The sequence below is a fragment of the Paraplanobispora siamensis genome (assembly GCF_016863175.1).
In the GTDB taxonomy this organism is placed as follows: Bacteria; Actinomycetota; Actinomycetes; order Streptosporangiales; family Streptosporangiaceae; genus Planobispora; species Planobispora siamensis.
In genome coordinates, this window is record NZ_BOOJ01000009.1 from 1 (window position 1) to 14853 (window position 14853).

Annotated in this window: 13 protein-coding genes; 10 read left to right on the top strand and 3 right to left on the bottom strand. The window is 71.4% G+C overall.

What is annotated here, in order from left to right; all coding sequences use genetic code 11:
* The first annotated feature begins 709 nt into the window (after positions 1–709).
* Positions 710–1168 carry a hypothetical protein gene (locus tag Psi01_RS04085; RefSeq protein WP_204062572.1) on the top strand — a complete coding sequence of 153 codons (459 nt, stop codon included), beginning with the start codon at positions 710–712 and terminating at the stop codon, positions 1166–1168.
* A 3-nt stretch (positions 1169–1171) separates the two neighbouring features.
* Entirely contained in the window at positions 1172–1585 is a 414-nt protein-coding gene (locus tag Psi01_RS04090; RefSeq protein WP_204062573.1) for a DUF742 domain-containing protein, read from the top strand.
* Between the two features lie 60 nt (positions 1586–1645).
* Here the strand turns inward: Psi01_RS04090 and Psi01_RS04095 are convergent, their stop codons facing one another.
* Positions 1646–2602 (bottom strand): SIS domain-containing protein, encoded by a 957-nt coding sequence (locus Psi01_RS04095; RefSeq protein ID WP_204062574.1) that lies wholly within the window; start codon positions 2600–2602, stop codon positions 1646–1648.
* A 36-nt stretch (positions 2603–2638) separates the two neighbouring features.
* Positions 2639–3721, bottom strand: a complete 1083-nt coding sequence (locus Psi01_RS04100; RefSeq protein WP_204062575.1) for a hypothetical protein — start codon at positions 3719–3721, stop codon at positions 2639–2641.
* A gap of 141 nt (positions 3722–3862) precedes the next feature.
* Here Psi01_RS04100 and Psi01_RS04105 point away from each other — a divergent pair, with 141 nt between their 5' ends.
* The 4 genes from Psi01_RS04105 to Psi01_RS04120 are packed head-to-tail and all read left to right on the top strand — an operon-like array spanning position 3863 to position 7662.
* Positions 3863–4987, top strand: coding sequence for a polyamine ABC transporter substrate-binding protein (locus Psi01_RS04105; protein ID WP_204062576.1), 1125 nt, complete (start codon positions 3863–3865; stop codon positions 4985–4987).
* Positions 4984–5859, top strand: coding sequence for an ABC transporter permease (locus tag Psi01_RS04110; RefSeq protein ID WP_204062577.1), 876 nt, complete (start codon positions 4984–4986; stop codon positions 5857–5859). The genes Psi01_RS04105 and Psi01_RS04110 overlap by 4 nt, the downstream gene beginning before the upstream one ends.
* On the top strand, positions 5852–6625 hold the full coding sequence (locus tag Psi01_RS04115) for an ABC transporter permease (protein ID WP_204062578.1): 774 nt from the start codon (positions 5852–5854) through the stop codon (positions 6623–6625). Before Psi01_RS04110 ends, Psi01_RS04115 begins: the two co-directional genes overlap by 8 nt.
* A complete protein-coding gene (locus Psi01_RS04120) occupies positions 6625–7662 on the top strand; it encodes an ABC transporter ATP-binding protein (protein ID WP_204062579.1) in 1038 nt (345 codons plus the stop codon). The genes Psi01_RS04115 and Psi01_RS04120 overlap by 1 nt, the downstream gene beginning before the upstream one ends.
* Here Psi01_RS04120 and Psi01_RS04125 read toward each other — a convergent pair.
* Positions 7656–8234 carry a TetR/AcrR family transcriptional regulator gene (locus tag Psi01_RS04125; RefSeq protein ID WP_239127060.1) on the bottom strand — a complete coding sequence of 193 codons (579 nt, stop codon included), beginning with the start codon at positions 8232–8234 and terminating at the stop codon, positions 7656–7658. The genes Psi01_RS04120 and Psi01_RS04125 overlap by 7 nt on opposite strands.
* Positions 8235–8386: 152 nt before the next feature.
* On the opposite strand from Psi01_RS04125, the gene Psi01_RS04130 reads away from it, so the two are divergent.
* The 4 genes from Psi01_RS04130 to Psi01_RS04145 all read left to right on the top strand — a co-directional run bounded on the left by Psi01_RS04130 (position 8387) and on the right by Psi01_RS04145 (position 14848).
* Positions 8387–9655 (top strand): glycosyltransferase, encoded by a 1269-nt coding sequence (locus Psi01_RS04130; protein ID WP_204062581.1) that lies wholly within the window; start codon positions 8387–8389, stop codon positions 9653–9655.
* A 29-nt stretch (positions 9656–9684) separates the two neighbouring features.
* Positions 9685–11091: an aminobutyraldehyde dehydrogenase gene (locus Psi01_RS04135; RefSeq protein ID WP_204062582.1), complete on the top strand. Its 1407-nt coding sequence runs from the start codon at positions 9685–9687 to the stop codon at positions 11089–11091.
* 173 nt (positions 11092–11264) lie between these two features.
* Positions 11265–14429 (top strand): sensor histidine kinase, encoded by a 3165-nt coding sequence (locus Psi01_RS04140; RefSeq protein ID WP_204062583.1) that lies wholly within the window; start codon positions 11265–11267, stop codon positions 14427–14429.
* Positions 14426–14848 (top strand): roadblock/LC7 domain-containing protein, encoded by a 423-nt coding sequence (locus tag Psi01_RS04145; RefSeq protein WP_203875514.1) that lies wholly within the window; start codon positions 14426–14428, stop codon positions 14846–14848. The genes Psi01_RS04140 and Psi01_RS04145 overlap by 4 nt, the downstream gene beginning before the upstream one ends.
* The last annotated feature ends 5 nt before the right edge of the window (positions 14849–14853 follow it).

Here is a 14853-nt window from a genome sequence, read left to right on the forward strand (position 1 = left end):
CGGCGGAACGCAGTCCCCCTTCGGGAGCGCCGACCCGTCTTTCGCCGGGGCGCAGTCCCCCTTCGGGAGCGCCGATCCACCGTTCCCTCCCGGGCCGAGAGCTCCTTTCGGGAACGCCGATCCGCCGTTCCCCCCCGGACCGCAGTCCCCCTTCGGGGGTGGCGATCCGTCCTTCGCCGGGGGACGACCTCCCGTCCTCGGGACTCCCGCCCCGTCCTTCCCCGGCGGCCCCGACCCCTCCCGGGAGCGGGGCGGCTTCGCGGACACACCGCCGTTCCGCAGAGCGGCCGACGGCACCGGGCCCACCCCGCCCACCGGCGTGCCCGCCTTCCCCCCGTTGTCCACCGGCCCCGCGGCCCCGTTCCCCCCGGGGCCCGCCGACCCGCTCTTCCCCCCGCCTCCGGCGGCCCCGTCCTTCCCTCCGGGAACACCCGCGCCCGCCTCCCCGGCGGGAGCCGTGCCACCGCAGGGCAGGCCGCCCGGGGCGACCGGCCCCAGCGTGTGGAACCCGCCGGAACGCTCCGGCCCTCCGGTCCCCTCACACGGACCCTTCGACCGCTTCGCGCTGCACTCCGCCGACGGACCCGGCTCGCTCGAACGCTTCGCGGTCAATCCCGCGGAGGAGACCGGACCGTTCGACCGCTTCACGAGGCGGTCCGTCGAGGACCCGGGACCGCCCGACAGCCTCCCGACCCCCGGAGAGCCGGCCGTGAGCGGCGCGCTTCCCACGGTGGAGACCTCGGCGCTGGACACCGAGGACGAATATCTCCCGATCTTCGCCTCGGTCGAGTCGGGGTGGTTCCGTACGATCGACCGGACGAAGACCGACAAGCAGGAGTCTTCCGCCGACGGCACCTCGGATGAGGCGTCGTCCCCGCCGGTGGAGGAGTGGTCGTCCCCGGCGGACAGCGGCTGGCAGGCCGCCCAGGCCGCGAGCGAGCCGGTCTACGGCGCCGTGACCTCCTCCGGCCTGCCCCGGCGCACCCCCAAGGCGAACCTGGTCCCCGGCTCGGTGACACCCGCGAACCCGGCCGAGCCGCCCTCCCCGAACCCGCCACCGCCCCCGCCGGTGACCCCGGTCTCCGCCGAACGGGTGCGCAGCCGGATGGCGAGCTTCCAGCAGGGTGTGCGCAAGGCGCGCAACGAACTCCCGAACCGGGAGAGCTGAGCCATGACAGACCCCCATTGGAACGACCCCCGGGGCGGGGCCGACGGCTACGGCCCGCCCCACGCAGGCCCGCCGCAGGAGGAGGAGAGCTCGCTGGTGCGGATGTACGCCGTCACCGGCGGCAGGACCGCTCCACGCGGTCAGCTCGCCATGGAGGCCCTGGTCTCCTCGGCGACCTCCGGAACGCTCGGCATGTCCTTCACCCGCGAGTACCGCGCGATCAGTCAGCTGTGCCGCCAGGTCCGCTCGGTCGCCGAGGTCTCCGCCCTCCTCGGGATCCCCCTGGGCGTCGCCCGGGTCCTGATCTCCGACATGGAGTCCGAGGGCCTGGTCCGGATCTATCACCCCCAGGTCCAGGAGCGCGGCCCCGACCTCGGCCTCCTGGAACGCGTCCTCAGCGGTCTGCGCCGCCTGTGACGTCCCTTCCCCTTCTCCCCGGCGACCCCCGTCCCCGGCCTGCCCGCCGTACGGCGGCGGCTACTGGGCCAGCCACCACCGGGCGGCGATGAGTTCGGCGACCAGGGTCTCGGTCAGCAGGGAGACGTCGGGGTCGTGGTCGTGGCGGTAGCGGATGGCGGACTTGGCGCCGGGGAGGTCTCCGCCGACGGTCAGGACGGTGGAGCCGCGCTGGCGGATCCAGTCCATGGCCTGGTCGTCGTAGGGGGAGCCGGGGAACACCAGGGCGCGGTAGTCGAGGGTCTTGGTGAGGTAGACGTCGACGTGGGACCAGTCGCCCGTCTCGCAGGCGGTGGCCGCCCGGCGGGGACCCTCGCGGACCATCAGGGCCGACTGCTCGGCCGAGGACAGGCGCTCGGCGGGGGCGAGGGTGTAGACGCCGTCCGGGCCGTCGAGCAGGTCCGCCGCGGACTCCAGCCACTCGCCGCGCCGGTCCAGCAGGTCCGAGGTCGCCTCCGCGGCGCGGTACAGCAGCGCGGGCACGTCCGTGTCGGTGCGGGTCAGGCGGTTGCGCAGGGACATCAGCAGGGCGATCGTGTGCTGGAACGTACGGCAGGCCACGCCGCCGCGCTCCTCGCCGGCGAGCATCGGGACCACCAGGTCGGCGTTCTCGGTGATCGGGGACCCGGGCCGGTTGGTCATGGCCAGCACCGGGGCCCGGTCGCGATAGCGGGCCACCGCGTCCAGGGTCTCCCGGCTGCCGCCGGTGGCGGAGATGGCGACGACCAGGGTGTCCGGGGTCGCGGGGTAGGAGGCCGTGGCGGAGGCGTACTCGGCGACCGCGTCGAAGCCCGCGGCCCGCAGGTGGAGCGCGGCGACCCGGGCCGCGTAGCGGGAGCTGCCCATGCCGAGGAAGACCACCCGCCTGATGCCGTCCGGGACCGCCTCGAACGGGTCGGCGGCCTCCAGGGCGTCGGCGAGTTCGGACAGGGCGGCCGGTTTGGCCTCCAGGTCGGCGAGATACAGCTCGGCGTTCACATGCGCTCCTTCACGTCGGGGGTGCGGTCGTGTCTCTCAGGCATACCAGGACCGCAGCACGCCCATGGGTGCGTACCGCCAGCGTGGCAGATGTTTGGCGGCGTAGATGAGCTCGCGGCATTCTTGCTCCACGGCGAAGGCCCGCAGCAGCCCGTCGTGGAGCAGATCCGCGTGACCGCGCTCGCGCAGGCGCCGCCTGTAGGCGTCCTCCAGCGAGCCGACCGCCTGCGCCGCCCAGCGCCCGATCGCGGCGGGGTCGGCGTCGCGGCGTCTGACGGCCACCTGGCCGGCGTGCTCCAGGCTGGTGGTGAGCTGGGCGAGGTCGCGGGCGGCCGGCTGGTGGCGGTCGGTGTCGGAGACCGTCGGGTTGCCGTCGAAGTCGATCACCGCGTACCCCTCCCGCCACCGGAGGATCTGACCGACGTGCAGGTCGCCGTGGATGCGGATCAGCGGGGTCGCCCCGGGATCCTCCAGGGCGCCGAAGTCGCGCTCCATGCGGTCCGCGCGGGCGGCCAGCCACCGGCCGTCCTCGCCGCCGGTCAGCTCCAGCGCCTCGCGCAGCGCGGTCCGGGCGCGGGCGGGCCACGGGTTCGGTGAGACGGGCGGGAGCCGTACCGGGTCGGGGAAGGCCGGGGACGGGGTGGCCAGGGCGGCGTGCAGATCGGCGGCGAGGAGTCCCAGATCGGCGGCGAAGGCGGTACGGCCGGCGGCGGCCTCGTCCACGCACCACTCCCAGCCGTCGCGGGCGTCCGGCAGGTAGGCGGTCACCAGCGCCAGCAGCTCCCCGCCGCGGGAGATCGCCGCGTACGGCGCCGCCGTGGCGGTGAAGCCCACCGCGGTCAGGTGGGCGAACGCCTCGGGGGTCGGCTGGGGGAGCGGGGCGGGCGGGGTGAGCCACTTGACGATGACGCTCTCGCCGACGACGACGGAATGATTCGTCTGGTCCACATCGAAGCCCCGTTCAGCGGCTCCGGGGGACGTCTCGGGGAGCGGGTGGAAGTGCCGTACGACGTACGGCGGAGGGATCTCCGAGGTCAGGGCCACCAGGAGATCGACGGTCCGTCCGTCGCCGGCGCGGGGCACGGTGCCCAGCCGCTCCCATATTGAAGATCGGTTCAACAGACAGATCAAACTTCCAATGTGACGATGTCATGAAAAGTGTTGCCGATGTTGATGTTGCCTGCAACACTCCTGCTTTGGTCTGTCGTGTCCCCATCGTCGGACCGCTCCATAAATCTGAATTTTGAAGGAGTAGCGGCCGTGTCCCGTTCCCGGTACAGCCGTCGTCTTCCGGCTGCCGCTCTGGTTGCCGGTCTCGCGCTCGCGGTCTCGGCGTGTGGCGGAGAGGCCGCCGACACCGCCGCGCCCGCCGCCAGCGCCTCGTCCGCCCAGCTCGACCCCAACGCGGACCTTTCCAAGCAGAGTGTCACGATCTCGGTCTGGGACGGGTACACGCCCAAGGAGCTGCCGCAGCAGGTCAAGGAGAAGCTCAAGACCGAGCTGAAGGTGACCCTGCACGACACCAACGAAACGATCATGGGCAAGCTCACCTCGGGTGCCGACACCGGTCTCGACGTGGCCTTCGTCTCCGGCCAGTACGCCCAGGCCCTCAACGAGGCCGGGCTGCTGGAGCCCATCCACCCCGAGCTGGTGCCGAACCTGGCCAACCTGTTCCCCGAGGCCAAGGAGCTGGCCTACGACAAGGGCAATGTCTTCTCCGTCCCCTACACCTGGGGCACGACCGGCATCTGCTACCGCACCGACCTGCTGAAGACGCCGCCGACGAGCTGGAACGACCTGCTCGACCCGCCGGCCGAGGCCAAGAAGAAGGTCACCATGATGACCACCGAGCGCTGGCTGGCCCTGCCCGCCATCAAGGCGCTCGGCTACTCGGTCAACACCCGCAGCGACGAGGAGCTGGCCAAGGTCAAGGAGAAGCTCCTGGCCGCCAAGGCGAACCTGCTGGCCTACGACGACACGACCTTCGGCGAGCGCCTGAAGAAGGGCGAGGCCGTGATGGTCGAGGCGTGGGACGGCTGGTGCCCGGCCGGTGAGAAGAACATCGACTTCGTGGTCCCCAAGGAGGGCAGCGACCTCTGGGTGGACACGATGGTCGTCCTGAAGTCCTCCAAGAACAAGGAGGCCGCGCACGCGTTCATCAACTACATCCTGGACCCGCAGGTCCACGGCTGGGCCGCCTCGAACATCCTGTACAGCGTGCCCAACAAGGCCGCGATGGACATCGTCGACGCCGACCTGAAGGCCAAGACCCCGTCGCTGCAGATGACGCCGGCGCAGCTGCTCCAGGGTGAGTCGATCATCGACCTGGGCGAGGACTCGCAGAAGTTCACCCGCCTGGCGACCGAGGTCGCGGCGCAACAGTGACACGTTCCACCGTCTCCGGCGCGGCCGCGGCATCGCGGTCGCGCCGGTCGCGTGCGCTGGGACGGTTGATCTTCCTCGGTCCCGGCCTGACCTACCTGATCGTTCTTCTGCTGATCCCGCTGGCCCTGGTCCTGAGCTACACGCTGTTCCGCAGGGGCCGCTTCGGCGGGGTCGTCTACGAGGCGACCGGGGAGAACTTCACCCGGTTGTTCGACCCGCTCTATCTCGACGTCATCCTGAGCTCGCTGCGGCTGGCCACGATCGCCACGGTGATCGCGCTGCTGGTCGGGTACCCGACGGCGTACCTGATCGCGATGCTCCCCCGCAAGTGGAAGACGGTCGCGCTGGTCGCGATCGTGCTGCCGTTCTGGACGAACTTCCTGGTCCGCATCTACGCCTGGATCGTGCTGCTCAGCGGCCCGGGGCTGGTCAACTCCACGCTGGGCGAGCTGGGACTGGGCCCGTTCGAGTTCCTGTACAACCAGGGCACGATCGTCACCGGCCTGGTCTACTCCTACCTGCCGCTGATGGTGCTGCCGCTGTACGCCGCGATCGAGAAGCTCGACCCGCAGCTCCGCGAGGCCTCGGCCAACCTCGGCGCCCGGCCCGCCCGCACGTTCGTCTCGGTCACGCTGCCGCTGACCCTGCCGGGCGTGGTCACCGGGTGCCTGTTCGTCTTCGTGCCGAGCTTCGGCAACTTCATCATCCCCGAGCTGCTCGGCGGCGGCCGTTCGATCATGGTCGGCAACCTGATCAGGGACCAGTTCCTCAAGGCGCGCGACTGGCCGTTCGGCTCGACGCTCGCGCTGGCGCTGATCGCCGTGCTGATCGTCCTGCTGCTCCTGCAGGCCTGGAGTGCCCGCCGTGCGTAGACCCCGCCTGCTGTACGTCCCGTTCTGGGCGACCTACCTCTTCCTGTACGCGCCCATCGCGGTGCTGGTCTTCATGTCGTTCAACTCCGGCGACTCGCCGTACTCCTTCGAGGGCTTCAGCCTGAAGTGGTACGGCGAGCTGGCCGGCAACGCCGAGATCCGCCACGGGCTGGTCAACACCCTGGTCGTCGCCCTGGGCAGCACGATCCTGGCGACCGTGCTGGGTACGCTCCTGGCCGTGGGCATGGCCCGCCACAGCAGGTCCAAGCTGCTGGACGCGGTCAGCGTGCTGCCGGCCGTACTGCCCGACCTCGTGCTGGCCATCGGACTGCTGGTCTTCTACGGCATGATCAAGATGACCCTCGGCCTGCACTCGGTGCTGCTGGCCCACACGGTGTTCGGCATGGCGTTCGTGGCCGCGGTGGTCCGCACCCGGCTCACCCACGCCGACACCTCCCTGGAGGAGGCCTCGCGGGACCTGGGAGCCGGTCCGGTGACGACCTTCCTGCGGATCACGCTGCCCCAGCTGACCCCCGGGATCGCCGCCGGCGCCCTGCTGGCCTTCACCCTGTCCGTCGACGAGTTCGTCATCGCGTTCTTCACCGCGGCGCCGACGGAGCCGACCCTGCCCATCGTCATCTACTCAATGGTCCGCTTCGGGGTCACCCCCGAGATCAACGCGCTGGCCACGCTGCTGCTGGCCGTGAGCTTCACCGTGGTGATCGTGGCCCAGCGGATGACCCGACTGACGGAGTCCCTTTCCTGATGCTGCAGATCACCGGTGTCAGCCGCCGCTTCGGCGACGTCACAGCGCTGGCGGACGTCTCCCTGGAGATCCGCCAGGGCGAGTTCTTCGCGCTGCTGGGCCCCAGCGGCTGCGGCAAGACCACGCTCCTGCGCATCCTGGCCGGGTTCGAGTCACCGGACTCCGGGGCCGTCACCCTCGACGGGGAGGACCTGCTGGGCCGCCCCGCGCACCGCCGCCCGGTCAACCTGATGTTCCAGTCCTACGCCCTGTTCCCGCACATGACCGTGGCCAAGAACGTCGCCTACGGCCTGGAGCGCGAGAAGCTGCCGAAGGCGGAGGTCCGCTCGCGGGTCGCCGAGGTGCTGGAGAAGGTGGGCCTGACCTCGATGGCCGGGCGCCGGCCGCAGCAGCTGTCCGGCGGCCAGCGCCAGCGGGTCGCGCTGGCCCGCGCGATCGTCAAGCGGCCGCGGCTGCTGCTGCTGGACGAGCCGCTGTCGGCCCTGGACAAGAAGGTGCGCGCGGAGATGCAGCTGGAGCTCAAGCGGCTGCAGCACGAGGTCGGCATCACCTTCGTCGTGGTCACCCACGACCAGGAGGAGGCCATGTCGCTGGCCGACCGGATCGCGGTCTTCAGCGCGGGCCAGGTCGAGCAGGTGGACGCGCCGGTGGCGCTCTACGAGCGGCCGCGCACCCCGTTCGTCGCGGGGTTCGTGGGGGCCAACAACCTCTTCTCCGGCCGGGCGTGCTCGGTCGGCCTGGCCGCGGACGGCCTCGGGGTGCTGCCCGGCTCCTCGGACCTGCCCGACGGCACTCCGGCGCTGCTGGCCGTACGGCCCGAGCGGCTGCGGCTGGACGGCGGCCAGAACGGGGAAGGGGTGCTGAAGGGCGAGGTCGCCGACGTGAGCTTCTACGGCGGCGTGTCGCACGTCTCGGTCACCGTGCCGGGCCGCGCGGAGCCGGTCCTGGCGGCCACCCAGGGGGCCACGCCGATCCGGGCCGGTGCGCGGGTGAGCCTGTCGTGGGCGGCGGGGGACGGGGTCCTGGTGCCTCAATGAGACGTCTTCAGCGGGTTGCCCGTGGCCGTCCGGGCGTAGGCGAGGATGAGGTCGACCGCCTCATCAGGGCCGATAACCGGGTGGCGGGCCGTTATGCGGTAACCGTACGCATCCTCGAGCGCGACCAGGTTGCGCGCGATGACCAGAGAGTCGTCGGTCAGCGTGAAGGTCCCCAGCGCGCCGCCCGTCTCCAGAATGCTCTGGTACATGGCGACCTGCCGGTCGTAGAGCGTGGTGAGCAGCAGCGCGTACATGCGGTTGCGGGCGGCGGCGCCGCCCAGCTCGTTGAGCAGCCGTACGTCCGGATCGTCCGGGCCGTGGGGCAGGCCGGAGCGGATGGTCACGACGAGCTTCTCGGCCGGGTCGCGCATGCCGCTGATGCGCTTGAGCCGCAGCTCGTAGAAGCGCTCCATGCCCGCGTGGTGGGCGTCCACCAGCAGTTCGCTGAGGTTGGGGTAGTGGTAGAGCACGGCGCCGGAGGTCAGTCCCGCCTCCTCGGCGACGTGGTTGAGCCCCACACCCTCGGTGCCGTGCCTGATGATGGCGCGGCGTGCCGCATCGATGAGATCCACGCGCCGGTCCGTCCGGCTCTTGCGCGTCATATTCCCCCGTCCGTCCCTACTGACGATTTATGCCGGGGTCCATAGTGACCGCTCAGTGACATTTCCGCTAGATCAAGATTTAAACCCGTATTCAAAAACAAGTTGCCAGACCTGGAGTCAGGATGTCCCTCACTATCCTCTTCATGCCGGAGAGCGCCTACGGGCCGACGAACAACTGCATCGGCATCGGCGACATTCTCCGCAAGCGCGGTCACCGCGTCGTCTTCGCCGCCGAGGCGTCCTGGAAGGGAAAGCTGGAGGCGCTCGGTTTCGAGGAGGATCTGGTCGATCTGGCTCCTCCGTCGGAGGAGGAGCAGGACGCCGGGCAGTTCTGGAAGGACTTCATCCGGGACACCGCGCCGGAATATCGCAAGTCGACCACCGAGCAGCTGGAGACGGTGACCAAGCCGATCTGGGAAGCGCTCATCGACGGCGTGAAGTACTGTGAGCCGCAGCTCAAGGAGATTATCGGGCGGGTTCAGCCGGACGTCATCGTCGAGGACAACGTCATCACGTTCCCGGCCCTTCTGACGGCGGGCAAGCCCTTCGTGCGAATCGTCTCCTGCAACCCGCTGGAGGTCCGCGGCGAGAACGTGGCCCCGGTCTTCTCCGGCCTGCCGGCCGACGACCGCTCCGAGTGGGAGGCCTTCCGCGCCGAGTACGACCGCACCCACCGCGAGATCTGGACCGCCTTCAACGAGTGGTGCGTGGCCCAGGGCACCGCGCCCCTGCCCGAGCTGGACTTCATCCACGAGGGCGACCTGAACCTGTACGTCTACCCGGAGATCGCCGACTACGTCGACGCCCGCCCGCTGGGCGCGAACTGGCACCGCCTGGACTCCTCGGTCCGCGAGACCGACCAGGAGTTCGAGGTGCCGGAGTCGCTCCGGGGCGACAGCCCGCTGATCTACTTCTCGCTCGGCTCGCTCGGCTCGGCCGACGTGGAGCTGATGCAGCGGGTGATCGACGTGCTGGCCACCACCCCGTACCGCTTCATCGTCTCCAAGGGCCCGCTCCACGAGGAGATCAAGCTCGCCGACAACATGTGGGGCGCCGAGACCGTCCCGCAGACGAAGATCCTGCCGCTGGTGGACCTGGTCATCACGCACGGCGGCAACAACACCACCACCGAGGCGCTGCACTTCGGCAAGCCGATGATCCTGCTGCCGCTGTTCTGGGACCAGTACGACAACGCCCAGCGCATGCACGAGCTGGGCTACGGCGTGCGCCTGTCCACCTACGGCTTCACCGACGAGGAGCTGACCGGCGCGCTGGAGCGGCTGCTGGGCGACACCGAGCTGCGCGCGCGCCTGGCCGCCGCCGGCGAGGAGATCCGCCGCCGCGACGGGCTGCGCCGGGCCGCCGACCTCATCGAGCAGGCCGGCGCCTGAGGTTTTCGAAAAGCGAGTAGGGACGTTCCATGGGCAAGTTGATCAACCCGGCGACGGGTGAGCCTCTCTCGGAGGCGGCCGAGACCCCGGTCACCGAGGTGGCGCAGGCCGTACGGCGGGCGCGGGCGGCGTTCGAGGAGTGGAGCGCGGCGACCCCGGCCGAGCGGGCCCGGGTGCTGCTGCGTCTGGCCGACCTGGTCGAGGCCGACGCCGAGGAGCTGACCCGGCTGGAGGTGTGCGAGACGGGCAAGCCCGCGGCGGTCTTCCGCGACGGCGAGCTGCCCTTCGCCGTGGACAACCTCCGGTTCTTCGCCGGGGCGGCCCGCTCGCTGGACGGCACCGGGGCGGGGGTGTTCAGCTCCGGCTACACCTCCGTCCTGGTCCGCCGCCCGGTGGGCGTGGTCGCCTCGATCGCCCCGTGGAACTTCCCGCTCGTGATGGCGGTCTGGAAGGTCGGCCCCGCGCTCGCCGCGGGCAACGCGGTGGTGATCAAGCCGGCGCCGCAGACGCCGGGCACCACGCTGCGGCTGGCCGCGCTGTTCGCCCGCGCCGGGGCGCCCGAGGGGCTGCTGCAGGTCGTGCTCGGCGACGCCGAGGTGGGCCAGGCGCTGGTCACCGACCCGGGCGTGGACATGGTCAGCGTCACCGGCTCCACCGAGACCGGCCGCGCCGTCATGCGCGGGGCCGCCGGTTCCCTCAAGCGGGTCCACCTGGAGCTCGGCGGCAAGGCTCCGGCGCTGGTCTTCGGCGACGCGGACCTGGCCGAGATGGCCAGGGGCGTGGCGATGGGCGCGACCTACAACACCGGCCAGGACTGCACCGCCGCCACCCGGGTCTACATCGCCAGAGAGGTGTACGGCGAGGCCGTCGAAGCGCTTCACGGCATGTTGACGGGGATCAAGGTCGGCGACCCCTGGGCTCCGGAGACCGACATCGGCCCGCTGATCTCGGCCGGGCACCGGGACCGGGTGCACGGCTTCGTCGAGCGGGCCAGGGCCGCGGGCGCCGCGGTGCTGTGCGGCGGCGCCCCGGTGGAGGGCCCCGGCTTCTTCTACCCGCCGACGCTGGTCGACGGGGCCCGCCAGGACAGCGAGATCGTCCAGGGCGAGCTGTTCGGCCCGGTGCTGGTGACCCTGCCCTTCGACGGGGAGGACGAGGCGGTGCGGCTGGCCAACGACACCCCCTACGGCCTGGCCTCCTCGGTCTGGTCCAGGGACGTGGCCAGGGCGCTGCGCGTCTCCCACCGCCTCGACGTGGGCGTGACCTGGGTCAACGACCATCTGCCCATCGCCTCGGAGGCCCCCCACGGCGGGGTCAAGGGCAGCGGGTTCGGCAAGGACATGAGCCAGGAGGCCGTGCAGGAGTACTCGGTGACGCGCCATCTGATGATCAAGCATCAGGCTCCGGAGGTGAGGGACTCGTTCCGGCCCGCCTAGAAATCTGGTGCTTTTTGTCGGCTGGAATCCCTTTCAGGGTGATTTGTAGATATCTACCCCATTCGTAGTGACATAAAGGATGTGCTCAAATTGTTTGCGCCGCTTCCCTACTCGGCGAGGGGTTACGTAGGCCAGTGAAGACACAAGACCGCCGGAACCGTCGTGCGGCAGGGATGGGCAGCCGGCTCCTGCCGTCGAACTGGCGCGTGCGTCCCCGCCTGGTCGCGCTGATCCTTCTGCCGACCGCGGCGGCCGTACTGCTGAGCGGATTCCAGTTCACCACCGCGCTGTCCACCGCGACCGAGTACCGCCGGATGTCCGAGGTCGCCTCCCTGGTCGAGCGCCTGGGCACCCTCTCCCACGAGATGGCGGAGGAACGCGACCTCACCGCCTGGTACATCGCGGACAACCGCCGTCCCGCCCGGCTCACCCAGGTCAAGAAGCAGCGCGAGGTGGTCGACCAGGCCGGCACCCAGGTGCTGGCCGCCATCTCCGCCATCACCGACGGGCACGCGGCCCGGGTGCAGACCGAGGCCTCCCAGGTGCGCCGCTGGCTCAACGGGCTGCGCGGCCTGCGCAACCTGATCACCGAGGGCAGCGTGCTCCCGCGTGCCGCCCTCGGCATGTACTCGCGCATGATCGCCGACTTCGTCACCCTCCACGACGACCTCGGCCGCAGCGGTGGAGACGAACGCCTGATCGGTGACGCGCTGGCCCTGGGCGCGCTGACCCGCGCCAAGGAGCAGGTCGCCAGGCAGCGGGGCATCCTGCTCGTCGCCCGGCTCGAAGGCGGCTTCGACTTCGACGACCCCGCCGACTTCATCGGCGCCTACCGCAGCCAGGTGAGCGAGGTGGCGGCCTTCCAGGCCACCGCCTCCGCCGCCCAGATCCAGCGCTTCCAGGACGCGGTCAGCGGCCCGAAGGTCGACCGCGCCGACGCCATGCGCGCCCTGGTCATGTCGCGCATGCGCGAGAACAAGGGCCTGGGCAACCTGGGCGTGCGGACCTGGTTCGACGCCTCCAGCGCGACGGTGGACGGCATGCGCACCGTCGAGCGGGACATGGCCGCCACGGTGGTCGCGCGCAGCCAGGAGATGGAGAGCGCCGAGCAGCGCAACGCCATGATCTCCGGTGGCACGATCCTGGTCCTGCTGGTCCTGATCCTGCTGATCACCGCCTGGGTGGCCGGGACGCTCGTCCGCCCGCTGCGCAGGCTGCGCAGCGAGGCGCTGGAGGTGGCCGGCTCCCGGCTGCCCGACACCGTCCGCACGCTGCGCGAGTCCGGCGACCTGGCCCCGAACGTCGAGGTGCCCTCCATCGGAGTGCTCACCCGCGACGAGATCGGTGAAGTGGCCCGGGCCTTCGACGAGGTCCACCGCGAGGCCATCCGGCTGGCGGGCGACGAGGCCCGCCTGCGGGCCAACGTCAACGCGATGTTCGTCAACCTCTCCCGGCGCACCCAGTCGCTGGTGGAGCGCCAGATCGACCTCATCGACGACCTGGAGCAGGGCGAGCAGGACGACGACCGGCTGGCCAGCCTCTTCAAGCTGGACCACCTGGCCACCCGCATGCGCCGCAACTCCGAGAACCTGCTCGTTCTCGCCGGTCAGGAGCAGAGCCGCCGGTGGAGTGAGCCGGTCCCGCTGAGCGACGTCGTGCGGGCCTCGCTGTCGGAGGTCGAGAACTACGAGCGGGTCAACCTGCGCGTGGAGTCCGGCACCCTGATCATCGGCCAGGCCGTCAACGACATCGTCCACCTGATCGCCGAGCTCGTCGAGAACGCGATCTTCTTCTCGCCGCAGGACACCAAGATCACGGTGACCAGCAACGGCAACGAGATGGGCAGCGTCATCGTCGCGGTCACCGACCAGGGCATCGGCATGAGCGACGAGGAGCTGGCCGAGGCCAACCGCCGCCTGGCCGAGCCGCCCGCGGTGGACCTGTCGGTCTCCCGCCGGATGGGCCTGTTCGTGGTCGCCCGCCTGGCCCAGCGCCACGGCATCCGCGTCCAGCTCCGCAGGCCGGAGACCGGCGGCCTGAGCGCCGTCGTCCTGCTGCCCGCCCAGGTCGTCGCGCAGTCGATGGCCCCGGCCCTGGCGATGGCCGCCTCGAACCGGGGCCCGGCCCCGGCCCTGGAGAGCAACCCCTTCGCCGGCGGCCTGCGCCAGGACCCGTTCGGATCCACCCCGTCGGCGGGCTCCTCCTTCGGTTCCTTCGGCGCCTCCCTGCCGGGGGAGAGCTCGTTCTCCGGTCCTCCCTCGGCGGAGGAGCCCGCCGCGCCGGGCCTTCCGCGCCGGGACGCCGAGCGGCCGCCCTTCGGCATGCCGCCGCTGCGCGAGCAGGAGGAACGCCCGCCGTTCGGGATGCCCCCGCTGCGCGAGCAGAACGAGCGCCCGCCGTTCGGGATGCCGCCCGTGGGTGACACGCCGTTCGGGATGCCGCCCGTGGGTGACACGCCGTTCGGCGAGCACTCCGCGGCACAGGCGGCCCCGCCCGCGGCCCTCGCGCCGGAGCCCCCGGCCGCCCCGCCGTCGGTGTCGGACCTGTGGTCCAAGCCGATGGTGTCCGCCTCCGAGGTGGAGAGCCTGTGGGCCTCGCCGCTGACGCCGACCCAGCCGCCGGCCACGGCCGCCCCGCTGCCGGCGCCCCCGGCCGCGCCGCCCGTCTCCCGGTCGCCGTTCTCCTCGGCTCCGCCGTCCGCCCCGCCGCCGTCCTTCCCGCCGTCCTGGCCGGAGGTCCCCCCGGCGGACCCCTGGGGCGAGACGTCCTCGGCGGACCCCTGGTCGCCGCGGCGCCTGGAGCAGGCGGAGAACACCCAGACGCTGCCCGCGGTGGAGGTCTCGGCGACCGACCCGGAGCCGGAGGAGTTCCTGCCGATCTTCGCGGCGGTCGGCTCCGACTGGTTCCGCAGCAGCGTCCCGGTGGAGGCGCCCGCGGCCGGGCCCGAGGCGAGTGCCCCGGGCGAGCCCGGCGGCGACCGGGCGGAGTCCGGCCCGGCCGAGACCGGGACCCGGATCCGCCCGGCCGAGCCTCCGGCCGCGCCCCCGGCGCGGCAGCCCTGGAGCAGCACCCCCGCCGACCAGGGCTGGGCCGCGGCCGCGGCGGCCAGCAAGCCCGTCGAGGGCGGGGTGACCGGGGCGGGCCTGCCCAAGCGGGTGCCCAAGGCCAACCTGGTGCCCGGCTCGGCTCCGTCCGCGCCGGCTCCACCCGTTTCCCCGATGCCCCCGCTCTCGGCTGAGCGGGTGCGCAGTCGTCTGTCCAGTTTCCAGCAAGGCGTACGGCAGGGTCGCGCCGAGATGAACGAGCGATTCAACGCCGACGAGGGAGAGAAGCAGTGAACCACCAACTCAGTCAGGCCGCTCGCGGCTTCAATTGGCTGATCACCGAGTTCGTCAAGGAGATGCCGGGTGTGGCGCACGCGGTGATCGTCTCCACGGACGGCCTCCCGCTGGCCTACTCCCAGGGGTTCCCCAAGGACCGCGCCGACCAGCTCGCCGCGATCACGGCCGGTCTGATCAGCCTGACCCAGGGTGCCGCGCGGGTCTTCGAGGGCGGCCCGGTGGTGCAGACCGTGATCGAGATGCAGCGGGGCCTCCTGCTGACCATGTCGATCAGCGACGGCTCCGCGCTCGCCGTGCTGGCCTCCCCCGACTGTGACATGGGCCTGGTGGCCTACCAGATGACACTTCTTGCCGAGCGGGCGGGCCAGGCGCTGACCCCGGCCCTGCGCGCCGAGCTTCAGGCGTCCCAGCGATAGACGAG

Excerpts from the sequence above, each read along its gene's own strand:
- Psi01_RS04135 (WP_204062582.1), top strand. The coding sequence starts at position 9,685 with ATGGGCAAGTTGATCAACCCGGCGACGGGTGAGCCTCTCTCGGAGGCG.
- Psi01_RS04130 (WP_204062581.1), top strand. The coding sequence starts at position 8,387 with ATGTCCCTCACTATCCTCTTCATGCCGGAGAGCGCCTACGGGCCGACG.
- Psi01_RS04140 (WP_204062583.1), top strand. The coding sequence starts at position 11,265 with ATGGGCAGCCGGCTCCTGCCGTCGAACTGGCGCGTGCGTCCCCGCCTG.
- Psi01_RS04120 (WP_204062579.1), top strand. The coding sequence starts at position 6,625 with ATGCTGCAGATCACCGGTGTCAGCCGCCGCTTCGGCGACGTCACAGCG.
- Psi01_RS04090 (WP_204062573.1), top strand. The coding sequence starts at position 1,172 with ATGACAGACCCCCATTGGAACGACCCCCGGGGCGGGGCCGACGGCTAC.